The organism is Streptococcus sp. HMSC071D03, from assembly GCF_001812125.1.
Lineage (GTDB): Bacteria > Bacillota > Bacilli > Lactobacillales > Streptococcaceae > Streptococcus > Streptococcus pseudopneumoniae_N.
Genome location: NZ_KV807709.1, coordinates 44,303 through 68,263, shown reverse-complemented (window position 1 = coordinate 68,263; position 23,961 = coordinate 44,303). Strand labels below are relative to the sequence as shown.

The window sequence follows — 23,961 nt, the reverse complement described above, 5'->3', positions numbered from 1 at the left end:
GGGTTATTTTTATTCTTAGAATCCGTCTACGTTTGTGTAGATTTTTTGGACATCTTCGTCGTCTTCAAGGACTCCGTAAAGTTTTTCAAATGTTTCCAAATCTTCACCTGACAACTCAACTTCTGATTGAGGAATCATTTCCAATTCAGTTACTTGAAATTCTTCAATACCAGATTCACGCAAGGCAACGATAGCCTTGTGAAGGTCAGTTGGTGCAGTGTAGACAGTGATTGTTCCTTCTTCTGCTTCTACATCATCTACATCAACATCTGCTTCAAGCAAGAGTTCAAAAATAGCATCAGCATCGTCACCTGCAAATACGATAACACCCTTGTTGTCAAAGAGATAAGATACAGAACCTGAAGCTCCCATATTTCCGCCGTTTTTACCAAAGGCAGCACGCACGTTGGCAGCTGTACGGTTAACGTTTGAAGTCAAAGTATCAACGATCAACATAGAACCATTTGGTCCGAAACCTTCGTAACGACCTTCTGTAAAGGTTTCGTCTGTGTTTCCTTTTGCTTTATCGATAGCCTTATCAATAACGTGTTTTGGCACTTGCGCTTGTTTGGCACGATCGATAACGAATTTCAAAGCAGTGTTTAATTCTGGATCTGGTTCACCTTTTTTAGCTGCTACATAGATTTCTACACCAAATTTTGCATATACTTTAGAGTTAGCTCCATCTTTAGCTGTTTTCTTAGCTACGATATTGGCCCATTTACGTCCCATTAGGAATCTCCTTTTTTCACATTTTAATCTTTCTTATTATAACACAAGTCTACCTGATTTTCACTAGAGGAAATGGATTTTTCTTTTGTAAATCAATCTAGGATTTCCCACCAGCAACCAAGATTTTCTTGCCTTCTTTGATCCATGGATGCTTGGAAAGCGAGAAGTAAAGTTGGATGGTCATAGCTAGCCAGATAAGGGGTTCGCAAAAAATAACACCTAAATAGCCAGACCAAGGAATAATCCAAGCAACAAAAGCAATCTTTCCTATAAGCTCAATAAAACTAGATACCAAAGGAAGGAGTTTTTGCCCTAAACCTTGCAAGCAGTTCCTATAAATCAGCAAGAGACTCAAGATGGGATAAAAAGTAGAACTGATGCGCAGATACAAAGTGCCATTTTCTACCAAATAAGAGTCTGTCGAGCTTGCCAGGAAGGAGACCAAGGCAGGACTGGCAAAGAATAGGAAAATACAGACAAAGGCTGCCCAAGACATACTCAAACGACTAGAAATCCGAAGCCCTTGGACAATGCGGTCTGGCCGCTTGGCTCCATAGTTTTGAGAGGTGAAAGTCGTTATGGAGGCCGAAATAGAGGTCATCGGTAGTAAAGCAAAGGCCATAATACGCCTTGCCGACGTTTGAGCACTGATAATGACTGCTCCAAAACTATTAACCGATGATTGTAAAATGACGCTACCAATAGAGACAATAGAACCCATCATCCCCATAGCTAAGCCTTGCTCCAAAAGATCTACATAGAGGGCCTTGTCCCACTTAAAATGCTTGAGACTAGGCAGTAACTCAGGCACACTCCTGCGGATATAGAAAAAGCAGAGAAGGGCTGATAAACCTTGCGATATGATTGTCGCAAGACCCGCAGACTGGACTCCCAATTGCAGTTGTGTGATAAAGTACAAGTCAAGGGCAACATTGACCAGAGCTGAAAAAACCAAAAAGCCAAGTGCCGCAAGGCTGTCACCAACTGACCGCAATAAACCTGCAAAGAGATTGTAGGCAAAGCTGACGCCGACACAGCTGACAATCATGGAGATATAATCGTAAGACTGGGGGAGAATTTCTGCAGGAGTTTCCAGATATTGGAGAAGTGGATAGAGACCAACAAAACCTATCGCCATAACAATCACACTTAAAAGAGCCCCTAAAATCCAAGTAGCTGCGACAGCTTCTTTAATCTTTGAAAAGTTACGAGCTCCGTAATAGCGGGCAATCACCACTCCCATTCCATTGCCAACTCCAAGGGCAAAACCGATAATCAAATCAAAGATAGCCGTTGTTGCTCCAACAGCCGCCAAGGAGTCTGGCCCTAGAAAACGTCCAACAATCAAAATATCAGCCGTATTATAAAGTTGCTGAAAGATATTGGACAGTAAAATCGGTAATGCAAAACTAATTAGCGCGGGAAGGATAGGACCATGAATCAGGTCCACCGTTGATTTTTTATTCATAAGGCTTATTATATCAGCTTTCTAGTAGGGGAACAAGAGAGTTTGAATAAGAAAGCGTTGCCTATATACAGACAATCTGGTATAATCGTGACAGAAAAGGAGTTTATGCATGAGCTTAACCAGCCAATTAATTACAGATGTATTTCCAGACCTTGAGAAAGTTGAAAAGTTAAATATCGAAGCCTTTCCTGAAGAAGAGCGAGTATCCCTGTCTGAATTTTTACAATATCAAGATCGAGACGATGCCCACTTTTTCGCCTTTTACAACGAAGAGGAATTTGTAGGATTTGCCTTTGCCATTTCCAATCAAAAGGCTTTCTACATAAGTTTTTTTGCCATTATGCCTCATTTGCGTAGCCACGGCTATGGCAAAGAAATCATTGAAAAGCTGATTGATTTTTACCAGCGTACCATGATTCTTGAAGTTGAACGTTTGGATGAGGAATGCGATAACCTCGAACAGCGAAAAGCTCGCATGGAATTCTATAAACAAAACGGCTTCAAAACCGCCAATGCTTTTTTGGAGTACGAAGGTCTTAGTTTTGAGATTCTATATCGTGGCGACCACTTTGATGAAGAAGCCTACCGTGATATCTTCCAAAAATTACAAGAAGAAAATTATTTTGACTTCCACATCGAGTACCGTCGTTTTAGCGACCACTAACCTATACTGCAGTCTTTAACTTCCCAGTAAGAAACTGCAAATTTCTCTACAATGAATCTCCAATCACCTGCACTACAGGTGATTTTTTTGTGATTCCGAAATAAGATGAAAACTTGGAAAAAATTATCACCGCATATCACAAATAAGGGACTGGGACAAAAGTCCTAGCCTCTCAATTGTCTTTGGATTGTCGTGCAAGACGCAGTGGTTGAGTGGGCTCTACTACGCTGATTTCATCAGCTTTTACAGCCCTACTCAACTGTGCGTAGGTGGGACGACGAAATCGAATTCTAACGAATTACCGATTTCTGTCCCACTCTCTTATCATGATTTGTCTCATAAAGATGCACTAAGTTTACGCTTCTGTTCCAGCTTCTGGCATGATGAGCCAAAGCATGAGGTAAGCAAGAATTCCTGATCCACCTAGCAATGTGAAAAGAATCCAAAGTCCACGAACAAGTGTTACATCAATATCTAAGTAGTCAGCAAGACCTGCACAAACACCAGCAATTTTTTTATCTTGAACATTACGAACTAAACGTTTTTCCATAAGAATCTCCTTATACTAATTTTTCTTTTAATTTATCATCAAATCTTTTTCAATAGTCTTGCTAATTTTTATCAGAAGATTCTAGTTTTAGCAAACTATATCCCCTCATTGTTTCAGTTCTTTAGTCCAAGATAACAGAAAAAGTGGGGATGCCTCCACCACTTTTACTTTTTAATCTTCAATTTCGATTTCAAGCTCATCGCCAAGGTCAAGAGTCACTTCTTGATTAGCTACTTCTGATTCCACAGGTGCAACTTTTTCATCGGCCACTGCATCATCTTCAATCAAGCCAAACTTGACACGAACTTGGTGGTCAATCTCGTCAAAGATTTCTGGATGATCTGCCAAGTATTTCTTAGCATTTTCAGAACCTTGACCGATCTTTTCGTCTTTATAAGAGTACCATGCTCCTGCTTTCTTGATGATGTCAAGATCACTTGCAATCTTCAAAAGCTCACCAGTTCTTGAAATCCCTTCACCATACATGATTTCAACAAAGGCTTCTTTGAATGGTGGAGCTACCTTGTTTTTAACAACCTTAATCTTGGTTTCCTTACCTACGCTCGTATCTTTTTGGTCACCAGTTCCCTTGATTTGTGTACTTCCACGCACATCCAAACGGACTGAAGCATAGAATTTAAGGGCGCGTCCACCAGGAGTTGTTTCTGGATTTCCAAACATAACCCCTACTTTTTCACGCAACTGGTTGATGAAGATAGCAATTGTCTTTGTCTTGTTAATAGAAGCCCCGAGTTTACGCATAGCCTGGCTCATCATACGAGCTTGAAGACCAACGTGGCTATCTCCGATATCACCATCAATTTCCGCACGAGGCACAAGAGCTGCAACTGAGTCGATAACAACAAGGTCAACCGCACCTGAGTCAATCAATTTCCCAGCAATTTCAAGACCTTGCTCCCCTGAGTCTGGTTGTGACAAGAGCAATTCATCGATATTAACTCCAAGCGCTGCTGCATAGGCTGGATCAAGAGCGTGCTCTGCATCGATAAAGGCAGCAATTCCGCCTTCTTTTTGGGCTTGCGCTACCGCATGAAGGGCAACTGTTGTCTTACCTGATGATTCTGGTCCGTAGATTTCAATGATACGTCCCTTTGGATAACCACCTGATCCGAGTGCAATATCAAGAGCCAAAGAACCTGAGCTCATCACTTGGACCTTTTGCTCGGCACGCTCACCCAAGCGCATGATTGACCCCTTACCGAAGTCTTTTTCGATCAATTTAAGGGCATCGTTCAAGGCTTTTTCACGATCAGCACCAAATTTTTTGCCAATTTCGTCTAATTTTTTTGTTGGTTTTTTCGCCATTTTATTCTCCTGTATTCTAATAGTCCTTAGACCTTCTTCTATTATAACAAATCTCCAGCACTTAATAAAGCTTTGCGAACTAGGTTAAAGGCATGTAAGACTGCAATTTCTCGCACATCTGCACGACTTCTACCTGCGATATTAGCCTGGATAACTTCTGTACCCGAAGCTTGCGCTAAAGCAATAAAGACTGTACCTGCTGGATGTCCTTCTAGACTATCTGGCCCAGCTACTCCCGTCAAACTAATTCCAAAATCTGACTGGGTTTGGATGCGCGCTTGTTCAGCCATTTTTTCAGCAGTAAAAGCCGATACAACTCCATATTTTTCCAATTCAGCCTGTGGAATATCAAGCATTTTTGCTTTTTCTTCAAGGCTATAAGTCACAAAACCACCTTTAAAAATAGCAGACACACCTGAAAAATCTGCCAAAGTAGCTTGAAAAAGACCTGCAGTCAAGCTTTCTGCTGCAGTGATGGTTTTCTTTTGCTTTTTCAACTCTTCTACTACCAGGCTAGCCAAGCTGGTTTCTTCCCCATAGCCATAGCAAATTTCTCGAAGTGAAACACCCTCAAAGGTTTCTTTTTCAAGGATTTTTTGTTCTAGAGCATCTAGAACACGATCCGCTTCTTCTTGACTCTTAGCCTTGGTCGATAAGCGAAGGGTCACTTCCCCAGTTTTAGCATAAGGTGCCAAAGTTGGATCTGTCTGCTGGTCAATTAAATCTGATAGAATGGTCACTAACTGGCTCTCACCAATCCCAAAGAAACGCAACACACGTGAATAGAGTTTAGAGCCCGTTGTCAATCTCGGAAGCAGCTCATTTAAGACCATAGGTTTCAATTCACTTGGAGGTCCTGGTAGAACGACGTAGGTTACCCCAGCCACTTCAATCATGCCACCTACTGCTAGACCCGTTTCATTTGGTAGCGGGGTCGCACCTTGGATGATTTGCGCTTGGCGCTCGTTGTTAGGAGTACGAGCATAGTCTGGTCTTTGAGCAAAAAAACGATCTAGTTTAGCCTGAGCTTGAGGATCAAAAACCAAATCTCGGCCCAAAAATTTGGCCACAGTTTGCTTGGTCAAGTCATCTTCCGTCGGACCCAAACCTCCCGTTAGAATGACCAGATTGCTACGATTGCTAGCGAGCTCCAACAAAGATAAGAGACGACTTTCATTATCTCCCACAGCAGTCTGAAAATAGACATCCACGCCAATTTCAGCCAACTTTTCAGACAAAAATTGAGCATTGGTATTGACAATCTGACCCGTTAAAATCTCTGTCCCGACAGCTATAATTTCTGCTTTCATTTTTTCCTCCTACTTACCTATTCGGATTTCTTTGAAAAAATCGCAGGAAAATTCCTACGATTTGATGGATAGTCTCCTATTATTCTAATTCTTCTACTGCAACACTAGTAGATTGAGGCAACTGACCCTGACCATAAAGATTCTCATACAAGACTACATTAGTCTCCAAATTCGTAACCTCTGGTTGCCCGAGCGAACGGCGTAAAAGATTTTGCATCTCTAACATATGCTCAGATGTCACGATTTGGTAAGATGTCCCTTGAAGCATTGCATCTTCTCCACGCAATTGTTGAGACTCAATATTTTTAAATGAATCTTGATAACCCATCAACTGAGGAATCGTTGTCGTTGTAATTTCGATATTTGTCTGCATATTATCGCTAAGAGCCTTCAGAATCTCTTGATAATGACTCACACTATTCAAACTAAGAATCTTCTCGACAACCTTTTGAATCACTTCACGCTGACGTTTTTGACGACCATAGTCCCCTTCAGGATCCTGATAACGCATGCGTGAATAAACAAGGGCTTCGTCACCATTGAGGGTTTGCTCACCGACTCCAATCGAAATCGTGTTAAAAGGTTCCTGATCTTGAATAGAGATTGGGAAGCCAAGTGTATTGTTCACTGTAATACCACCTACGGCATCAACCATTCTTTGAAGACCATGCATATTGACCATCACATAACGGTCGATGTGGATATTCATCATCTTTTCAATAGTTGAAATAGCCAGCTCTGCACCACCATTAGCATAGGCGGCATTGAGTTTAGCCTCCATTACACTACCATCTGGTTGCTGGATTTGTGTGAGAATATCACGCTCCAAACTCATCATGACTGTCTTCTTAGTTTTAGGATTCACTGTGACCAAGATCATTGAATCACTATTACCAGCCCATGGATCTGTACGTTCAACATTCCCAGTGTCCACGCCCATAATCAAAATCGTCAGAGGTTCGGTCGCTTCAATGACCTTGGTTTCTTCACCGATTTTTTTATAGGTTTTAGCCAAAGTCTGTGTACTCTGTTGGTAGATCGTATAGGCATAAGCTCCCACACCAAGCACTGTCACAAGGACCAAACCTAAAAACATTCCAATTATTTTTTTTACCATACTCTTATTCGTCTATCAGTTGACCCATTAGGTAAACATCTAGAAACTCTCCTCCTTCTATACAAGCACCACGTTCCTGTAATCCTTCTATGATAAAGCCCATTTTTTCATACAGATGCACCGCAGCAAGATTTCTTTTTTGAACTGTCAATTGTAATCGTCGAATACTACCACTTGATTTGGCCCATTCAATAGTTTCTTCCAACAAGATACTACCGAGACCATTTCCCCAGTAAGCTTTTTTTATTCCTAAAAAGACATCTCCAATATGACGGACTCGCGGACGTTGATCAGCTGTTGTATTGATGATTCCTACTAACTCATCATTCAAAAAAGCGAGTAGGGTAATTTGATTATCCGACTGGGCCTGCTTATCCAAAAAATGTTGCATTTCAGACTCAGTCATTGCAATCCCATTTTCATCCAGACTGGTAAAATTAGACTCTTGACCAATTTGATCTAAGAGAGTAATGACTTCTGAAGCATCCTGGGTTTCCGCTTCACGGATTAAAAGATCATACTCCATCCGTCAATCCTTTCAAAAGTTCTGTTGCCCTTTGACCATGAGCATGAAAGAGCATTTCTCGCCCCTCATCTTTTTTTAGGATTTCTAACTCCAGATAATCTGAAGGGAGATCCTCACCCAATAGATGTCCCCACTCAATAACCGTTACACCTGATCCAAAAAGAAATTCGTCCAAATCGATAGAATCTGCATCCCCTTCGATACGATAAACATCCAAGTGATACAGGGGTAGACGTCCTTCATATTCTCGAACAATGGTATAAGTAGGACTCTTAATCATTTGATGAATGCCTAATCCCTTAGCCAGACCCTTTGTTAGCGTTGTTTTCCCAGCACCTAACTCACCAGTCAAAATCAATACATCATTTTTTTCTAACAAGTGCCCTAGCTTTTCTCCAAGTGCAATCAACTCATCTTCATTTTTTGTGTACATGTACTTATTATACCAAAAAGTTTTATTTTGTGATATTTCCATCAACAAAAAAAGGGGAGACTCCCCTCTTTTTTTAGTTTTTATCATTAGTTAAGAGCCATACTGATGTAGTTCAAGATAAACAAGGCATCCAAAATCCAAATCATGACATGCACATCTTTCACTTGACCTTTGACAACCTTCGTCAAAGTATAAGTTAAGAAACCAACGGCAATCCCTTGTGTAATTGAGTAGCTGAATCCCATAAAGATAGATGTGAAGAAAGCTGGAACAGCTTCAGCCATATCATCCCAAGGAATGTTTTTCAAGTTAGAGAGCATCATAATTCCAACGATGATCAAAATTGGTGCAGTTGCAGCTGTTGGAACGATTGCTAGAAGTGGGCTAAAGAAGCTTGATAGAGCAAAACAGATGGCAACAACCAAAGCTGTCAAACCAGTACGCCCACCAGCACCGATACCTGCTGCAGACTCAACATAAGTTGTAACGTTTGAAGTACCTGCAATGGCACCTACTGAAGTTGCAACTAAGTCAGAGTAGAGAGCTTTATCCAATTTAGCTGACTCATTGTTTTCACCACTTGTCGCAATGATACCAACTTTTTCACCAGTACCAATAAGAGTACCGATAGTATCAAAAATATCTGTCAATGAGAAAGCAAGAATGGCCATCAAGGTTTCTGGCAAACGAGAAGTGTTTGAAATCAAAGAACCCAAACCTTCTGACCCAAGAGCAGCACCAAACAAAGTTCCTAGATCGTTAACTGCTGATGAAAGATTGTTGCTTGCAAAGTCAATGCTAGACAAATCAACAAGACCAACAGCAATGGCAAGAACTGTCGTTGTCAAAATAGAAAGGATGATACCACCTTTGATCCCCTTAACAACGAAGAAGATAGTAATGGCAAGACCTGCAAGAGCTACCAAGACAGCTGGCGTGTTGAAATCTACCAATCCTGGAACAGCTGCTGAGTTTGCAGTAAGTGCTGCTTGAGCCTTATCTGCTCCTTCACCTGCTACTGTATAAGTACCCGGGTCAATCGAGAATTTCAAGAGACCAGCATTCTTAATCCCAACATAAGCAAGGAAAACCCCAATACCAGCTGAAATCGCTGAACGAAGAGTTGTAGGAATAGACTCAATGATCATTTTACGAACATTGGTCAATGTAATAATCAATGAAATAATCCCACAGATGAAGACCATCCCAAGAGCTTCTTGCCATTTATAACCCATCCCAAATACGACGGTAAATGTGAAGAAGGCATTGAGTCCCATACCTGGAGCTTGCGCATATGGTAAGTTAGCATAGAAGGCCATCATCAAAGTCCCCACAACAGAACCAATGATTGTAGCCAAGAACACACCTTGAACAGGCATTCCTGTTTGTGAAAGCATTTGAGGGTTTACAAAGAGAATATAACTCATTGCAAAGAAAGTTGTTAAACCAGCAAGAACCTCTGTGCGGACATCTGTCCCGTGCTCTTTTAGTTTAAATAGTTTGTCCATTTTTAATCTCCTTTGTCATTTTACGAACAATAGAACCATTATATCATCAATCATTCACCTTTTCAAGGTGTTTTTTTAAAAATTAAAAAAAACTAATAGATATTGTTCTCCCGCATTTCACTTAGAGTCAGCTTTTCTCTCCGCTTTTTGATATAATAGAAAACATCTTATCTGAAACTAGATTCGGGAGGATCTTATGACTAAAAAAATGATTGCCGTCGACTTGGACGGAACCTTACTTAACGGCGAAAGTAAACTATCGGATTTTACCAAAGATACTATCAAACAAATATCTAAAAAAGGCCACCATGTCGTGATTGCAACAGGTCGCCCTTATCGTATGGCTAAAGATTTTTATGATCAGCTTGAACTTGAAACGCCTATGATCAATTTCAATGGTTCCCTTACACACCTACCTGGTAAGGTTTGGGCCCATGAAAAATGCCTGACTGTTGATAAAAAGTATCTCTTAGATATGGTTCTACGAAAAGAGGAAATCGAGGCCGATTTTATAGCAGGTGAATACCGTAAAAAGTTTTACATTACATCCCCAGACAAGGAAATTGCCGATCCTAAATTGTTTGGTGTTGAAAACTTTCGCCCTGAAAATCAATTCAAGTCTGACTTAGTGACTAAGGGGCCTAACTGTATTTTATTACAAACTAGGGCAGACGATAAATATGCACTAGCAGAAGAGATGACTAGCTTTTACAAGCATCAACTTAATATCAATACTTGGGGCGGTCCCTTGAACATTCTTGAATGTACTCCAAAAGGTGTTCACAAGGCCTTTGCCCTTGAATACCTTCTAAATGTCATGAATATAGACAGACAGAACCTGATTGCCTTTGGTGACGAACACAATGACCAAGAAATGCTCTCTTTTGCAGGTAGAGGATATGCCATGAAAAATGCTAATCCCGCTCTACTTTCTTTCGCAGACGAGCAATTACCACTAACCAACGAAGAAGACGGAGTCGCTCACTTTTTACAAGAGCAGTTCCTTTAATAAAAACTATCCCTCCATACTTTTTTGGTAGAAAATAGCTACCTTAATCGTATGGATTTTTTATGCCAAAAATCGATTAAAGAAAAAAGGACTCGAATCCGTGTTAACGAGATTCAAATCCTTACAAAAGATGTCTATTTTTTTAGAACGATACGATCAGAAATTTCGCGATCCATATCATCAATGATCATTTGATTGCCATCAGCTACATAAACCTTGATATCATCTCCAATAAAGACTCGCTGACTCTCTGGTTCGAAGGTGACCTTTTTAATTTCCTGATCGCCATCAGGTTCTACTTCTGTCCATGTTCCAGTATTACCAGTAACTACGAGAGTAATGCTATCTCCCTCATCTTGCCCTTTATAGGTTCCATCAATATTAGTTACTGAACTAGCTGTTGAACTAGAAGCAGATGTTTCCGATTTCTGACTAGTGCTCGCTTCTGCACTAGTACTTGCTTGAGAGGAAGGAGTTGACTGCGTTTTTGGGGAGCAAGCAACCAAGAGACTAAGACTTGCCAAAGCAGCAAGAGAAAGTGTGAATTTTTTTAGTGACATGATGTCTCCTTTCTTTTAGTAGCTTAAAATCAGAATAACCCTGCTGAGCCACCACAACTCTACTATAACAAATAAAGATAGGAGGGTCAATCAAATGACTCTGAGGCCATGAAACAAGCGCGAACCTCTGATATAAAATAGAGAGATCCTGTCACAAATAGCAAGTCTTTCTCCTCTGCAGAACTCTCAAAATTATCTATAAAATCTCGATATGAAGCAATGCTTGTATAATCTCCAAAGTCTTGCTCTTCCAAGGAACCCTGATAGTCAAAACTCGTAACATAGAGATCTACATCAGGTAAATGCTCTGTTAAATAAGTAAGCATTCCACTATAATCTTTCCGCTTTAGGGCACCAAATAGGATTTGAGGTTGATACCCTTGCTGAATTTTTTCCTGGATAAACTCAACCAAACGCTCTAGAGCTGGTAAATTGTGAGCCCCATCTAGATAAATGTGCTCAGTGACAGCTTCTAGCCTTCCAGCCCATTTAGTAGCTTGCAAGGCAGCACGTACTGGTTCTTGATCTACTTTCTCGTTTCTTTGTACCATAAATAGTAGAAAAGTCTGCAAGGCAAGAGCTGCATTTTCCTCTTGATAAGCTCCTTCCAATCCTAGTTTTAATTGGGTCAAATCCGCTAGAGAAGAAGAAAAATCTCCTGATTTGAAAGAAAAATCTTTGTCAGCTTGATAGAGAGTCACACCTAAATCTTCCGAAATCTTTTGACAAACAATCTGTGCTTCCGGTGCTAAGTTGGCAATAACGGCTGACTTGCCTAACTTAAAAATCCCTGCCTTCTGCTCTGCAATTGCTGTTAAACTATCGCCCAAGGTCTCCTGGTGATCGAGGCCGATTGATGTGATGATTGCAATTTCACCTGTCACGACATTGGTAGTATCAAGAAGTCCACCTATCCCAACTTCCAGTAGGACTAAATCTACTTCTTGCTCTTTAAAATAGAGCAAAGCAATCAAGGTCAGCAACTCAAAAAAGGATAGCTGATCGTGAGTTTCTAGAAGTTCTTGCTCCATCGTCTTGACTTGATCTGCTAAACGAATAAAATCTGCGTCCGATACGAGGTCGCCATTAATGCAGATACGGTCATGGATGCTAACAATATGAGGCGAAGTAAAGGTCCCCACCTTCTTACCATGAGAAACAAAGAGCTCTCTCATAAAGGCAATGGTTGAACCCTTTCCATTTGTCCCTGTCACATGGATAATAGGATAGGCTTGCTCAGGATTTCCCAGCAAGTTTACCGCACTCTGCATCCGCCCCAAACCTGATCTAAAATTCAATCCAATCCGACTATGAAGCCATTTTTCTACTTCAATCATGCTTATCTCCTTAACAAAAAAGCGAAGATTCTCTTCGCTTTTTACTCATTTTGCTAGATACTAGCTAAATTTTATTTTTAGCGTCAGGCTAAAAACGTCCACTGGACGTTCCTGCTTTTTCTTCTTTCTAGAAGCAGGGCTGATACAGTCTCCCAAACTTACCAGCTCTCTCTTAATTCAAGGAGCTGGGCTAAAAACATCCCCCGAACTTACTGACGGTTTTTATTTTTAGCGTCAGGCTAAAAACATCCACTGGATGTTTTTACTCCTCCATAAAGCTGTTGAAGACTTCTTCAATCATATTCCATTCATCTTCTGAATCTTCAGGGATTGGTTGCAATTCGCCTTCTGTTCCATCTTCATTTTCGATGAATGAGTAAGCTTGGATTTCAACTTCGCCGTTTTCATCTTCTTCTGCGTTAACTGGTACAAGAAGAACATAATTTTTACCAAATTCTTCTTTTCCGTCAATAGTCAAAAGGATTTCAAATAAAGTTTCGTTTCCTTGCTCATCTACAAGTGTAATAAGTTCACGTTCTTCGTGATCGTGGTTGTGATCGTGTGACATAGTTTCTCCTCTGTCTTAAAATTTTCTATCTAAATAATTTTGCAAAATCAATTGAGCAGCTAATTTATCAATAACTTTTTTACGCTTATTGCGACTAATATCTGCTTGCTCAATCAACATACGCTCAGCAGCAACCGTAGTCAAGCGTTCATCTTGATAATCTACCGGTAAGCCAAAGAGCTCTACCAACTTCTCGCCATATGCCTGGCTAGCTTCCACCCGTGGGCCACTTGTGTTGTTCATGTTTTTAGGCAAACCGACAACAAACTGCTCCACCTTGTATGTATCAACCAACTCCTCAAGTCTATCAAAACCAAACTGACCTTGTTCTTCATTGATTTGGATGATTTCAAGTCCTTGTGCCGTAAAACCTAACGGGTCGCTAATCGCTACTCCTACCGTTTTGGAGCCAACGTCCAATCCCATAATTCTCATAGATTATAGATCGACTCCTTGTCCTTTAAGGTAGTAGCGAACCAGTTCTTCAACGATTTCATCTCGCTCATACTTACGGATTTGATTTCGTGCATTGTTATAACGAGGAACGTAAGCTGGGTCTCCACTGAGAACATAGCCCACGATCTGGTTAATAGGGTTATAGCCCTTTTCATTCAAAGAAGCATAGACATCTGTCAATGTTTCACTGATTTCTTTTTTATTGGAATCGTCCAATTTAAAACGTACGGTTTCTTCAGTAAATCCCATTCTAACACCCTCTTTCCTTAGAATAGTACTATTATAGCACATTCGCGGTCGTTCTACAAATCACACAGTCTGATTCTGCTGATTTTCTCTGACTTTTTACTGGACTGTTGCCCCATTTGCAACACGATTAGCAATATAGTCCTCTGGTTCGTTTTTCAATAGATTTTCCAGTCCAACATTCTTCAAGTATTCGTTTTCACTTGCTTTTTTGAGATCCAGTGTTTGGAAATCATAGCTAGTCTTGGTTTCCATTTCTTTCTCATTTAAAAGAGTCGTTTCAATGGTAAAGCCTGAAATTTTTCGAGCTGCCTGCACAGATTCATCCTTGTCCTCAGCTTCTTTAAGAGCTTTTTTAGCTTCGTCTAATCCACGTTCAGAAATATAATTTTTTAAATCTTCTGATACAGGACGTTTCTGCTGAATGGTCAAGCTTAAAAATTGATTGCCTTTGTAAGTAATGATTTGAGTTTGCTGTGCTCCACTCTCATCAGCTGGCAAAACCAAGGTCTTAGTAACAACTGTATTCTTGGTTGCATTTTCTAATACGGGCAAGGTAGACTGTAGAGCTTCCTGAGAACTCTCAGTAGTTGAAGCTGCTGTTTCTTTTTTCTGACCACATCCAACGAGCAAAAATAGTGCTGCGAATGTTCCGATGACTAACTTTTTCATAAATCCTCACATGTTATCCAATTTAAATATTAGAGAAGGCCAGGAGTCACTCCCAGCCTTGATGTTTTATAGAGCCGCACGTAAACGCGCTTCTGCATTTTCCACATTACGGACAGAGCGTGGCAAAAAGGCACGGATATCGTCTTCTTTATAGCCGACTTGTAGACGTTTCTCATCTACAAGAATCGGACTTTTCAAGATACGTGGTGTTTCCATAATCAGGTTGAGCACTTCATTCACACTCAAATCTTCGATATCAACACCAAGGGCCTTTGCATAACGATTTTTCGATGATACGATACTTGCAATTCCATTGTCTGTTTTTGTCAAAATATCAAGTAGTTCTTCTCTCGAAATTCCTTCCTTACCAAGGTTTTGTTCTTTATAACTTAACTGGTGGGCATTGAGCCAGGTCTTCGCTTTTTTACAGCTAGTACAACTTGAGACTGTATAAATTTTAATCATGTACCTACCCCTTTCGCTACATGTTACTATCAGTTTAGACTATTATACCATAAAAAACATCGGACTTGCGACCTATTTTTAAAAAATTTTAACTTTTTTGGCAATTTTTGAACTTTTTTCTTGACAAAATACGAACTATAACCATTCTTTATACTTCTTAATGTAAAACTCCTTAATAACTGTAACGCTAAACATATACAAGAAAATAATACAGATTAAGAACAAGAAGTAAGGAAGTCCTAAGGGTGCTAGACGAAGGATATTTACTAGCGGTCCATAAGGTAGACTGGTTACGAAAAAGGCTGCAACCAGTGTCATCAAAATCACAAGCCAAGCTGGTCTGCTTTGTACAAAAGGAACTTTTGCTGTACGAAGCATATGGATGACCATGGTTTGAGACCACATAGATTCGATGAACCATCCTGTTTGGAACAAGATAATAAACTGAAGGGCAGATTCTGACCCATGAACATAATGATGGCCAGTCACCAAAGGAACAATGATAAAGTAGAGGAAGATAAAGGTCAAAATATCAAAAACAGATGAGATTGGTCCCATCCAAACCATAAATCGCGTAATGGATTTTGCTTCCCATGTATGGGGTTGTTTGAGGAAATCTTGATCCACATTATCAAATGGCAATGCCACACAAGATAAATCGTAGACTAGGTTTAGGACAATGAGATGAACAGGGGCCATTGGTAAAAATGGCAAGAAGATACTCGCAACAAGGAGTGAGAAGATATTCCCAAAGTTTGAACTAACGGTCATCTTAATATATTTGGTCATGTTGGCGTAGACCTTACGGCCCTCAACGATACCAGTTTCAAGAACCATGAGATCCTTGTCTAGCAAGATAACATCCGCTGTTTCCTTGGCGATATCGACTGCTGTATCTACAGAAATACCGACATCTGCCACCTTCATGGATGGGGCATCGTTAATACCATCTCCCATATAACCAACACCGTGACCATTTCTCTTTAACTGTAGAATGATACGCGCTTTTTGGTCAGGAGACAATTTGGCAAAGACTGTTACACTTTCAACCGCTTCTGCCAACTCTTGGTCTGTCATTTGGTCAATATCAGCTCCCAAAAGCATCTGCTCAACATCCAAACCAACCTTTTCACAGATGGCCTGGGTTACTTTTTCATTATCCCCAGTTAAAATCTTTGTTCTGACACCATGCTCAAGTAGGACTTGGATAGCGGGTGCTGCAGATGGTTTTGGTGGATCCAAGAAGGCAAGGTAACCCGTAAGGATCATATCACTTTCATCATCCACAGCATAGGCATAGTCTTCACGTAAACCTGATTTGTAGCCAACACCTAAGACACGCAAGCCTTGACGGTTTAATTGACCAACTTCTGCCAGTACTTCTTGGCGAATACCTTCCGTAATAGGGATTATTTCTCCACGATATTCCACATGTGTCGAAATGTTCAACATTTCTTCTAAAGCGCCTTTGGTCACCATACTAACAACATTGCTATCATCTTTGACGATAACACTCATGCGTCTACGTTCAAAATCAAATGGTAGTTCGTCGATTTTTTGGAAGCTGGTGTCTAGATTTTGTAGGATAGCGTGTTCCTTAACTTCTTTTTCAGTTCTACTGATAATGGCACGGTCCATCAAGTTTTTCAAACCTGTTTGGAAATGTGAATTTAGATAAGCTCTTCTTAAGACCGCCATATCCAAATCACCATGGATATCCAAGGGATATTCTAAGACAATCTCATCTTGCGTTAGAGTTCCAGTTTTATCCGTACAAAGGATATCGATTGCTCCTAAGTCTTGGATAGCATTTAGTTTTTTGATGACTACCTTTTCCTTGGCCATGATAATGGAACCTTTTGCTAAGCTGGCTGTAATAATCATCGGAAGCATTTCTGGTGTCAGTCCGACACCCACGCTCAAGGCAAATACTCCAGCCTCTAGCCAGTCTCCATCGGTTAAACCATTTGCAAAAAACACAATCGGAACCATGACAAGCATCAAGCGGATCAAGAGCCAAGAAATACTGTTCATTTCACGTTCAAAAGAAGTTGGCTCATCATAGGTGTTGAGAGTTTGCTCGATGGCTCCCATCATGGTGTCATCCCCAACTGCTAGGACCATAGCTGTAGCACTTCCTGAGATAACGTTTGTCCCCATGAATGCCAAAGATTCTGCTTCTAAGAGGCTATCTACATCTTGACTAGTCGCTTTATTTAAAGCAAGTTTTTCGACTGCATCACTTTCTCCAGTCAAACCTGACTGTTGAACGAAAAAGTCACGGGATTCAAATAAGATAATATCAGCTGGGATCATATCTCCAGCACTCAATTTCACGAGGTCTCCCACAACTAACTCATCGATTGGCAACTCTTGTTCCAGACCATCACGAATGACAGTTGCCGTGTTGACAATCATTTTTGAAAGATTGGTTGTCGCCTTGTCGCTCCGTAACTCTTGGACAAAACGGATGCCTCCTGATATCAAGACTAAGACAACAATAATGATAGAGGTAGTTGGGTCCTCTTGGCCAGGTTTGGCAAGCCAAACGTTTGTAACGAGAGAAATAAAGGCAATCACAAGCAAAATGATTGTGAAAGGATTGATAATGGACTCATAAATCTTCTTAAAGATGGAATCCTCTTGACCCTTGGTAATGGTGTTTTCACCATACAGGTCACGGTTTTCTTCGACTTGTTCTTGGTCTAAGCCTTTTAGACTTGTATGGTAAAAAGCTAGACTATCTTTTAATGGGGTTTGAATAGCTGCTGCTAGTCTTTCTTTTGTAGTTTTCATTGGTTTCTCCTATCTGTATGAATGATAATTTCATACACAGAAACCAATCGCTTTATAAGGACAAAACGACACAAATCAGCGATTGGCTGTGTATGTGCGGTTCTGGATGATCGTCAATTTGCATCGTTTGTCTCCTTTCTTTGTTCTAAAACAGCAGAAAATCCTGCCATAAAATGGCAGGACTAAAAAACTTATGATCTGTTTTCGTTCAAGCTTTAACTCCATAGGGCGATGTAATGATCTTAGTCTTGACCTTCGCGACCAGGACTGTTGACCAACGAGTAGTGTCTCCACTGCTTTGCGGTAGTCATCCGTATCCCTATGGTAGCCTCACCTACCGTTTTCGCCTTTCAGTATAAACCTTTAACTAATAAAAGTCAACGATTTATCTCATTTTCTTAGATCACAATCAATTCTTTTGGAGCAAGGGTTAATAACTCACAACCGGTATCTGTAATCAGGATGTCGTCTTCAATACGAACCCCGTATTTACCTTCAATATAAATACCCGGTTCATCAGTCAAGACCATACCAGTTTTGATAACTTCTTTTGAAGTTTGACTGAAGTAAGGTTCTTCGTGGATATCAAGCCCGATACCATGTCCAATACCGTGTGTAAAGTATTGTCCATAACCTGCTTCCACAATAATATCACGAGGGATTTTATCAAAGTCACGGCAACCTAAGCCATCCTTAGCTTGGTCAATCAGAGCTTGGTTGGCTTTTAGAACTGTATTGTAAATCTCTGCCTGCTCGTCGCTGACATGACCGAGGTAGATAGTTCTTGTCATGTCACTCACATAATGCTCGTAAAGGCACCCAAAGTCCATAGTGATAGCTTCGCCTAGTTCTACTGGCTTGTGCATTGGGTGAGCATGGGGGTTAGAAGAGTTGATGCCACTCGCTAAGATTGTGTCAAAAGACAAACCTGCCGCTCCTAATTCACGCATACGGAAATCAAGGAAGTTGGCAATTTCAATCTCAGTCTTCCCTGGCTTGATAAATTCAAGTGCATCGTGGAAAGCTTGGTCTGATATTGAACAAGCCTTACGAATAGTCGCAATCTCTGTCTCGTCCTTTATCATACGAAGCGCTTCAACAAACTGAGTTTGTGGAACTAGTTCCAAACCTTCAAAAGCGGCTTGCATGCGGTGGTAATAAGAAACCGAGATTTCGTCTTCAAACCCGATACGAGAAAGACCCATGTCTTTCGCAATTTTTGCGATAGTAGCCAACTCGTCACGCTCTGCAAAAATCTCAAAACCAGTAACTTCTTGCTTAGCAGCGATGATATAGCGGGCATCCGTCACCAAAATTTGACGGCCACGACTGATAAAGACCGTACCATTTGAACCCCAAAAACCTGTCAAATAGTAGACATTTTTAAGGTTGTTGATAATGATTCCATCTAATTCTTTTTCTTCCATTTTATCTAAAAATGCTTGCACACGTTTATTCATGATGTAACTTTCCTTTCAAATACTGTCCTGTATAGCTAGCTTCATTAGTAGCTACTTCTTCTGGTGTTCCTGTTGCGATAATGGTTCCGCCACCAACACCACCTTCTGGTCCTAAGTCGATAATATGGTCTGCTGTTTTGATAACATCCAGATTGTGCTCGATAACAAGGACTGTATTGCCATCGTCGACAAAGCGAGCCAAAACCTTGAGCAAGCGAGCGATATCCTCGGTATGAAGACCTGTCGTCGGCTCATCCAGAATGTAGAAAGATTTTCCTGTCGATCGTTTGTGGAGTTCACTAGCCAGCTTCATACGCTGAGCTTCTCCCCCAGAAAGGGTGGTAGCAGGTTGCCCCAATGTCACATAACCAAGTCCCACATCCTTGATAGTCTGAAGTTTACGTTGAATCTTGGGAATATGTTGGAAGAATTCCACCGCATCGTTGACAGTCATATCTAAAACTTGCGAGATATTTTTTTCTTTATAATGAACTTCTAGGGTCTCACTGTTATAACGGGTTCCGTGGCAGACTTCACAAGCAACATAAACATCTGGCAAGAAGTGCATCTCAATCTTGATAATCCCGTCACCTGAGCAGGCTTCACAGCGACCACCCTTAACGTTGAAACTGAAACGACCCTTCTTGTAGCCTCGAATCTTGGCTTCATTTGTCTGAGCAAAAAGGTCTCGGATGTCATCGAAAACACCTGTATAAGTAGCGGGATTAGACCTCGGTGTTCGTCCTATTGGACTTTGGTCAATATCTATCAGACGGTCGATATGCTCGATTCCTGTAATAGTCTTAAACTTCCCAGGTTTGTCTGAATTGCGATTTAGTTTTTGAGCAATAGCTTTTTTGAGGATGCTATTGATTAGGGTCGATTTCCCTGAACCCGACACCCCTGTCACCGCAATGAATTTTCCGAGAGGGAAGCGAGCAGTGATATTTTGTAGGTTGTTTTCACGCGCTCCCGTCACTTCGATAAAACGACCATTACCGACACGACGCTCTTCTGGCACTGGAATGGCACGTTTGCCTGACAAGTACTGACCTGTGATAGACTTGCTGTTGCGAGCCACTTGCTTGGGCGTTCCTGCTGCTACAATCTCTCCACCAAAGACCCCTGCACCAGGACCGACGTCGATCAGATAATCAGCCTCTCGCATGGTATCTTCATCGTGTTCTACCACGATGAGAGTATTGCCCAAATCACGCATCTTTTTCAGACTGGCAATCAGGCGGTCATTGTCCCTCTGGTGAAGACCGATGGACGGCTCATCTAGGATATAAAGGACGCCAGATAGGTTAGAACCAATCTGGGTTGCCAAACGAATACGCTGGCTCTCCCCACCTGAAAGAGTTCCTGCTGAACGAGACAGGGTCAGATAGTTAAGACCCACGTTATTAAGGAAGGTCAAACGGTCCTTGATTTCCTTGAGAATGGGACGAGCAATAATCGCTTCATTTTCAGACAAGGTCAGCTGGCTCACCAAGTCCAAGTGGTCTGCGATAGACAGATCTGAAATTTCTCCGATATGTGGCCCTTGCTCGCCACCCACACGGACAGACAAGGCCTGATCATTGAGACGATAACCGTGACAGGTTCCGCAAGTCAGCTCATTCATGTAGAGGCGCATCTGGGTGCGGGTGTAGTCGCTATTGGTTTCATGATAGCGACGCTTGATATTATTGACAACTCCTTCAAAAGGGATGTCGATGTCGCGAACTCCGCCGAATTCATTCTCATAGTGGAAATGGAATTCCTTACCATCTGAACCATAGAAAATGAGATTCTTATCCTCCTCTGACAAGGCCTCAAAAGGAGTATCCATGTCCACTCCGAAGGCTGTCATGGCTTGTTCTAGCATATTTGGATAATAGTTAGAAGAGATAGGGTTCCAAGGTGCCAATGCTCCCTCACCAAGGGTCTTACTAGCATCTGGCACTACTAGATCCGTATCAACCTCTAGCTTGATCCCCAACCCATCACACTCACTACAAGAACCAAACGGAGCATTGAAGGAAAAAAGACGAGGTTCTAGTTCCGGAACTGTAAAGCCGCAAACTGGACAAGCATAGTGTTCTGAAAAGAGCATCTCTGAATCATCCATAGTATCGATGACCACATAACCTTCTGCGATACGAAGGGCTGCTTCAATCGAATCAAAGAGACGACTACGAATACCCTCCTTGATGACAATACGGTCAACCACGACATCGATATCATGTTGCTTACTCTTAGACAGCTCAGGCACTTCGGTCACATCATAGACTTCCCCATCGACACGGACACGAACATAACCATCCTTTTGAATCTTTTCAATCAGCGTCTTATGCTGACCCTTTTTCTTACGAATAACAGGAGCCAAAATCTGCAGACGCTGACGCTCTGGCAATTCCAAAACCTTGTCTACAATCTGTTCGACAGACGAAGCCTTGATAGCCCCATGTCCGTTGATACAGTAGGGTGTTCCTACACGAGCATAGAGGAGACGGAGATAGTCGTTGATTTCCGTCGTTGTCCCAACCGTCGAACGAGGATTTTTACTGGTCGTCTTCTGGTCAATGGAAATGGCAGGGCTGAGACCATCGATAGAATCCACATCTGGTTTTTCCATATTCCCTAAGAACTGACGAGCGTAGGCTGATAGACTCTCTACATAGCGGCGTTGCCCTTCTGCATAAAGAGTATCAAAGGCAAGACTGGATTTGCCCGAACCCGACAGCCCCGTCACCACAACTAGCTTGTCTCGTGGAATTTCCACGTCAATATTTTTTAAATTATGGGCGCGTGCCCCATGGATGACAATCTTATCTTGCATGTTACTTCTTTCTAGTCCATTGTTGCTTTCCATTATACCAAAAAAAGTGAAATTCTATTACCAAAAAAGCTGATTTTGTAGTACAATTAAAAACTTATTTTTTTATGTTCCCTTAGGGTTCCCTAAGCCTTATATCACGCGCTTTTTAATAAAAATTACTAACATTACTATTTACTACTTGCTCCCCCAAAGTACGCAAACAGGGGAGCAAAAAAGCCCCACAAAAGGGCTAGGTTTTGATGAGTTCAGCAGGCAAGAAACTAGCACGGTCAAACGTGCTTTTTTTGTTGCTGGTTGCTGATAGGTATATTATACCATGAAGCGCGTGCTTTATAAGATTATGACCTCACAAAAGCCCCCAGATTCGTTTCTAAGGGCTTGTAGTTTATCCGTGGTGTTTTTAGTTGTCCATTACGAAACAAAGCAAAATAGGGGCTAATATGAAGCCTCAGCCTACATTTGCCTACTTATACGCTTCTAGCTCTCCGTTCTGGTGGAATATGTTCATAATTGTTCATTCCCAGAGAGCATTTTTTAGTTTTTCTCCGACTGGCGAGATGTGTAAGAACTTGTTAGTACCTGACAACATTTTATGAGCTGTTCAACAACTGGCGATATGTGTCCATAAATGTCCATGTTCTCTCGCTTAAATCTCAACATTTTTTCAACAAAACACCACCACGATAGCTTTTAGCAAAGTCTAGCAGTATCTCAGCTTTGAGACGTTCATACTCAGCCCTATCAATGTCTAGTGTCTCGTATATCTGCCATAACTTCAACCTCTCCCCAGTTCGTCTTGTAAAGAGATTGGCGAATATCTCACGTCGTACATCGTCCAGATTGTCCCTGAAGGCTTCAATCACGCGCAGTAGCTCCAGCGCTTTAGCTTCAAATGCTCCATCTTGACCGCCTAGACTCAATTTAACCAATGAGTGATAGCTTTTTAGAAATCTTTATACCTGTTTAACTGTCTATTTTTTATCAATCTGCATTTACAATACTTGCCAAATGTTCTATAGCTTCCTGCCTTACTCGATATACTGAGGTGGTAGATTTTCCTATTTCTTCAGCGACTTCCAAAGCAACAAGATCATTCAAGTAAAAAAGTCTTAGAACGGAACGCTCAAGTGGATTGTCCAGCTTATCGATTAGCCCCGATATGGCCATTCTCTCCTCAGTAAGTCGCTCAATCCTCCGGAGCGTATCCTCTTTTAGCTTCAGAACACTTATAAGATTGTTCTCTGTCTTGTTCTCTCTGCTTGTCTGCACCCTGCTATGGCTTAGTGTTGGCTTTTCGATAATACCACCTTCCAGGGCTTCCAATTCCAAATATAAGCCTTTGATCTCCTTGCTTATCCACTTAACGCCCTCTAGTTTTTCTTTTACCTGCTCTGGTGTCATGCCTTGGCCTCCTCCATGATATAATAATTGTGTTGAAATTATTGCCGAGGTGGAGAGCCTTGGCTTTTTGCGTTTTCTCTAGCTTCGCTCGAGGTTCATTTATTCCCTGGGAAGTATTTCCCGTGAGAAAAAATGTACAATGACGGGTGAAGCTCGTAGAAGCGCGTGGGGAGGGAGATAGCCCCCGTATCTCCTTATGGTTTGATAAGCAATTAAGGGATGTTTTTATCTCTCTTATTTCCTTATCATTCTGCAAGCAATTAAGGCAAGTTATTTCTTTGCTTATCTGCCTATCATTCTGCAAGGAGTAAATCAGAAATAAGAGGGCTAAAAACTCCGCTTATCTGCTTGATAAATGATAGGGGATATAGCCACTTTCTCGGCGTTCGCTCGGAGTTCAACACACATAACCCTGCCATTTGTCAGGCATATTTACTGCCACTACCTAAGCAAAATCTCACCTTTTCTAACCCTCGGTAAACCTCTCTACCTTTGTAAAACCTTAGTATTTTTAAGTATGTAACCTTGTACTA

The 23,961-nt window shown here is 41.3% G+C and carries 23 protein-coding genes and 1 riboswitch; of the genes, 2 read left to right on the top strand and 21 right to left on the bottom strand.

From position 1 onward, the window contains the following. Positions 1–15: 15 nt before the first annotated feature. Positions 16–732: a YebC/PmpR family DNA-binding transcriptional regulator gene (locus HMPREF2837_RS01910; protein ID WP_000532896.1), complete on the bottom strand. Its 717-nt coding sequence runs from the start codon at positions 730–732 to the stop codon at positions 16–18. Between the two features lie 97 nt (positions 733–829). Beyond that, entirely contained in the window at positions 830–2,200 is a 1,371-nt protein-coding gene (locus tag HMPREF2837_RS01905; RefSeq protein WP_049549180.1) for an MATE family efflux transporter, read from the bottom strand. Positions 2,201–2,309: 109 nt separating this feature from the next. On the opposite strand from HMPREF2837_RS01905, the gene HMPREF2837_RS01900 reads away from it, so the two are divergent. Next, on the top strand, positions 2,310–2,864 hold the full coding sequence (locus HMPREF2837_RS01900) for a GNAT family N-acetyltransferase (protein WP_049549179.1): 555 nt from the start codon (positions 2,310–2,312) through the stop codon (positions 2,862–2,864). Between the two features lie 355 nt (positions 2,865–3,219). On the opposite strand, the gene HMPREF2837_RS01895 is transcribed toward HMPREF2837_RS01900, so the two are convergent. The 7 genes from HMPREF2837_RS01895 to HMPREF2837_RS01865 all read right to left on the bottom strand — a co-directional run bounded on the left by HMPREF2837_RS01895 (position 3,220) and on the right by HMPREF2837_RS01865 (position 9,634). After that, entirely contained in the window at positions 3,220–3,414 is a 195-nt protein-coding gene (locus tag HMPREF2837_RS01895; RefSeq protein ID WP_049549178.1) for a PspC domain-containing protein, read from the bottom strand. Positions 3,415–3,585: 171 nt separating this feature from the next. Beyond that, positions 3,586–4,740, bottom strand: a complete 1,155-nt coding sequence (recA, locus tag HMPREF2837_RS01890) for a recombinase RecA (protein ID WP_049549177.1) — start codon at positions 4,738–4,740, stop codon at positions 3,586–3,588. 41 nt (positions 4,741–4,781) lie between these two features. After that, a complete protein-coding gene (locus HMPREF2837_RS01885) occupies positions 4,782–6,050 on the bottom strand; it encodes a competence/damage-inducible protein A (RefSeq protein WP_049549176.1) in 1,269 nt (422 codons plus the stop codon). 79 nt (positions 6,051–6,129) lie between these two features. Then, the gene (brpA, locus tag HMPREF2837_RS01880; RefSeq protein WP_075230571.1) at positions 6,130–7,167 is read right to left on the bottom strand and encodes a glycopolymer--peptidoglycan transferase LytR; all 1,038 of its coding nucleotides are present in this window, start codon (positions 7,165–7,167) and stop codon (positions 6,130–6,132) included. A gap of 4 nt (positions 7,168–7,171) precedes the next feature. After that, positions 7,172–7,693 carry a GNAT family N-acetyltransferase gene (locus tag HMPREF2837_RS01875; protein ID WP_049549174.1) on the bottom strand — a complete coding sequence of 174 codons (522 nt, stop codon included), beginning with the start codon at positions 7,691–7,693 and terminating at the stop codon, positions 7,172–7,174. After that, complete coding sequence (gene tsaE, locus HMPREF2837_RS01870; protein ID WP_049549193.1) at positions 7,683–8,126, bottom strand: tRNA (adenosine(37)-N6)-threonylcarbamoyltransferase complex ATPase subunit type 1 TsaE; 444 nt, start codon at positions 8,124–8,126, stop codon at positions 7,683–7,685. The genes HMPREF2837_RS01875 and tsaE overlap by 11 nt, the downstream gene beginning before the upstream one ends. Positions 8,127–8,212: 86 nt before the next feature. Continuing rightward, complete coding sequence (locus HMPREF2837_RS01865; protein ID WP_049531200.1) at positions 8,213–9,634, bottom strand: NCS2 family permease; 1,422 nt, start codon at positions 9,632–9,634, stop codon at positions 8,213–8,215. A gap of 196 nt (positions 9,635–9,830) precedes the next feature. Between HMPREF2837_RS01865 and HMPREF2837_RS01860 the strand changes: the two genes are divergently transcribed. Next, positions 9,831–10,643: a Cof-type HAD-IIB family hydrolase gene (locus tag HMPREF2837_RS01860; RefSeq protein WP_049549173.1), complete on the top strand. Its 813-nt coding sequence runs from the start codon at positions 9,831–9,833 to the stop codon at positions 10,641–10,643. A 134-nt stretch (positions 10,644–10,777) separates the two neighbouring features. Here HMPREF2837_RS01860 and HMPREF2837_RS01855 read toward each other — a convergent pair whose 3' ends face one another. From HMPREF2837_RS01855 to HMPREF2837_RS01800, 12 genes are all read right to left on the bottom strand, one after another. Further along, the gene (locus tag HMPREF2837_RS01855; protein ID WP_049549172.1) at positions 10,778–11,203 is read right to left on the bottom strand and encodes an SP_0198 family lipoprotein; all 426 of its coding nucleotides are present in this window, start codon (positions 11,201–11,203) and stop codon (positions 10,778–10,780) included. A gap of 86 nt (positions 11,204–11,289) precedes the next feature. Beyond that, complete coding sequence (locus HMPREF2837_RS01850) at positions 11,290–12,540, bottom strand: bifunctional folylpolyglutamate synthase/dihydrofolate synthase (RefSeq protein WP_075230570.1); 1,251 nt, start codon at positions 12,538–12,540, stop codon at positions 11,290–11,292. A 262-nt stretch (positions 12,541–12,802) separates the two neighbouring features. Next, positions 12,803–13,108: a DUF1292 domain-containing protein gene (locus HMPREF2837_RS01845; protein WP_000017624.1), complete on the bottom strand. Its 306-nt coding sequence runs from the start codon at positions 13,106–13,108 to the stop codon at positions 12,803–12,805. 15 nt (positions 13,109–13,123) lie between these two features. Further along, on the bottom strand, positions 13,124–13,543 hold the full coding sequence (ruvX, locus tag HMPREF2837_RS01840; RefSeq protein ID WP_049549170.1) for a Holliday junction resolvase RuvX: 420 nt from the start codon (positions 13,541–13,543) through the stop codon (positions 13,124–13,126). A gap of 3 nt (positions 13,544–13,546) precedes the next feature. Continuing rightward, a complete protein-coding gene (locus tag HMPREF2837_RS01835; protein WP_000507060.1) occupies positions 13,547–13,813 on the bottom strand; it encodes an IreB family regulatory phosphoprotein in 267 nt (88 codons plus the stop codon). 96 nt (positions 13,814–13,909) lie between these two features. Next, positions 13,910–14,482, bottom strand: a complete 573-nt coding sequence (locus tag HMPREF2837_RS01830; RefSeq protein ID WP_000737513.1) for an SP0191 family lipoprotein — start codon at positions 14,480–14,482, stop codon at positions 13,910–13,912. 66 nt (positions 14,483–14,548) lie between these two features. Next, entirely contained in the window at positions 14,549–14,947 is a 399-nt protein-coding gene (spx, locus tag HMPREF2837_RS01825) for a transcriptional regulator Spx (RefSeq protein WP_000591164.1), read from the bottom strand. Positions 14,948–15,082: 135 nt separating this feature from the next. Beyond that, entirely contained in the window at positions 15,083–17,743 is a 2,661-nt protein-coding gene (gene mgtA / locus HMPREF2837_RS01820; protein WP_049549169.1) for a magnesium-translocating P-type ATPase, read from the bottom strand. 192 nt (positions 17,744–17,935) lie between these two features. Next, a riboswitch (M-box (ykoK) riboswitch) is annotated at positions 17,936–18,089 on the bottom strand. Positions 18,090–18,141: 52 nt separating this feature from the next. Beyond that, the gene (locus HMPREF2837_RS01815; protein WP_075230569.1) at positions 18,142–19,203 is read right to left on the bottom strand and encodes a M24 family metallopeptidase; all 1,062 of its coding nucleotides are present in this window, start codon (positions 19,201–19,203) and stop codon (positions 18,142–18,144) included. After that, the gene (gene uvrA, locus HMPREF2837_RS01810) at positions 19,196–22,027 is read right to left on the bottom strand and encodes an excinuclease ABC subunit UvrA (RefSeq protein ID WP_049549167.1); all 2,832 of its coding nucleotides are present in this window, start codon (positions 22,025–22,027) and stop codon (positions 19,196–19,198) included. Before uvrA ends, HMPREF2837_RS01815 begins: the two co-directional genes overlap by 8 nt. Positions 22,028–22,680: 653 nt before the next feature. Beyond that, the gene (locus HMPREF2837_RS11365) at positions 22,681–22,956 is read right to left on the bottom strand and encodes an ArpU family phage packaging/lysis transcriptional regulator (protein ID WP_235227756.1); all 276 of its coding nucleotides are present in this window, start codon (positions 22,954–22,956) and stop codon (positions 22,681–22,683) included. Positions 22,957–23,008: 52 nt separating this feature from the next. After that, entirely contained in the window at positions 23,009–23,428 is a 420-nt protein-coding gene (locus tag HMPREF2837_RS01800; protein WP_049549166.1) for a DUF1492 domain-containing protein, read from the bottom strand. Positions 23,429–23,961 lie beyond the last annotated feature (533 nt).

What these genes read in the sequence shown, in the direction of transcription:
- HMPREF2837_RS01910 (WP_000532896.1), bottom strand. Translation starts at nt 732, where the DNA reads ATGGGACGTAAATGGGCCAATATCGTAGCTAAGAAAACAGCTAAAGAT.
- HMPREF2837_RS01905 (WP_049549180.1), bottom strand. Translation starts at nt 2,200, where the DNA reads ATGAATAAAAAATCAACGGTGGACCTGATTCATGGTCCTATCCTTCCC.
- HMPREF2837_RS01900 (WP_049549179.1), top strand. Translation starts at nt 2,310, where the DNA reads ATGAGCTTAACCAGCCAATTAATTACAGATGTATTTCCAGACCTTGAG.
- HMPREF2837_RS01895 (WP_049549178.1), bottom strand. Translation starts at nt 3,414, where the DNA reads ATGGAAAAACGTTTAGTTCGTAATGTTCAAGATAAAAAAATTGCTGGT.
- recA (WP_049549177.1), bottom strand. Translation starts at nt 4,740, where the DNA reads ATGGCGAAAAAACCAACAAAAAAATTAGACGAAATTGGCAAAAAATTT.
- HMPREF2837_RS01885 (WP_049549176.1), bottom strand. Translation starts at nt 6,050, where the DNA reads ATGAAAGCAGAAATTATAGCTGTCGGGACAGAGATTTTAACGGGTCAG.
- brpA (WP_075230571.1), bottom strand. Translation starts at nt 7,167, where the DNA reads ATGGTAAAAAAAATAATTGGAATGTTTTTAGGTTTGGTCCTTGTGACA.
- HMPREF2837_RS01875 (WP_049549174.1), bottom strand. Translation starts at nt 7,693, where the DNA reads ATGGAGTATGATCTTTTAATCCGTGAAGCGGAAACCCAGGATGCTTCA.
- tsaE (WP_049549193.1), bottom strand. Translation starts at nt 8,126, where the DNA reads ATGTACACAAAAAATGAAGATGAGTTGATTGCACTTGGAGAAAAGCTA.
- HMPREF2837_RS01865 (WP_049531200.1), bottom strand. Translation starts at nt 9,634, where the DNA reads ATGGACAAACTATTTAAACTAAAAGAGCACGGGACAGATGTCCGCACA.
- HMPREF2837_RS01860 (WP_049549173.1), top strand. Translation starts at nt 9,831, where the DNA reads ATGACTAAAAAAATGATTGCCGTCGACTTGGACGGAACCTTACTTAAC.
- HMPREF2837_RS01855 (WP_049549172.1), bottom strand. Translation starts at nt 11,203, where the DNA reads ATGTCACTAAAAAAATTCACACTTTCTCTTGCTGCTTTGGCAAGTCTT.
- HMPREF2837_RS01850 (WP_075230570.1), bottom strand. Translation starts at nt 12,540, where the DNA reads ATGATTGAAGTAGAAAAATGGCTTCATAGTCGGATTGGATTGAATTTT.
- HMPREF2837_RS01845 (WP_000017624.1), bottom strand. Translation starts at nt 13,108, where the DNA reads ATGTCACACGATCACAACCACGATCACGAAGAACGTGAACTTATTACA.
- ruvX (WP_049549170.1), bottom strand. Translation starts at nt 13,543, where the DNA reads ATGAGAATTATGGGATTGGACGTTGGCTCCAAAACGGTAGGAGTAGCG.
- HMPREF2837_RS01835 (WP_000507060.1), bottom strand. Translation starts at nt 13,813, where the DNA reads ATGGGATTTACTGAAGAAACCGTACGTTTTAAATTGGACGATTCCAAT.
- HMPREF2837_RS01830 (WP_000737513.1), bottom strand. Translation starts at nt 14,482, where the DNA reads ATGAAAAAGTTAGTCATCGGAACATTCGCAGCACTATTTTTGCTCGTT.
- spx (WP_000591164.1), bottom strand. Translation starts at nt 14,947, where the DNA reads ATGATTAAAATTTATACAGTCTCAAGTTGTACTAGCTGTAAAAAAGCG.
- mgtA (WP_049549169.1), bottom strand. Translation starts at nt 17,743, where the DNA reads ATGAAAACTACAAAAGAAAGACTAGCAGCAGCTATTCAAACCCCATTA.
- HMPREF2837_RS01815 (WP_075230569.1), bottom strand. Translation starts at nt 19,203, where the DNA reads ATGAATAAACGTGTGCAAGCATTTTTAGATAAAATGGAAGAAAAAGAA.
- uvrA (WP_049549167.1), bottom strand. Translation starts at nt 22,027, where the DNA reads ATGCAAGATAAGATTGTCATCCATGGGGCACGCGCCCATAATTTAAAA.
- HMPREF2837_RS01800 (WP_049549166.1), bottom strand. Translation starts at nt 23,428, where the DNA reads ATGACACCAGAGCAGGTAAAAGAAAAACTAGAGGGCGTTAAGTGGATA.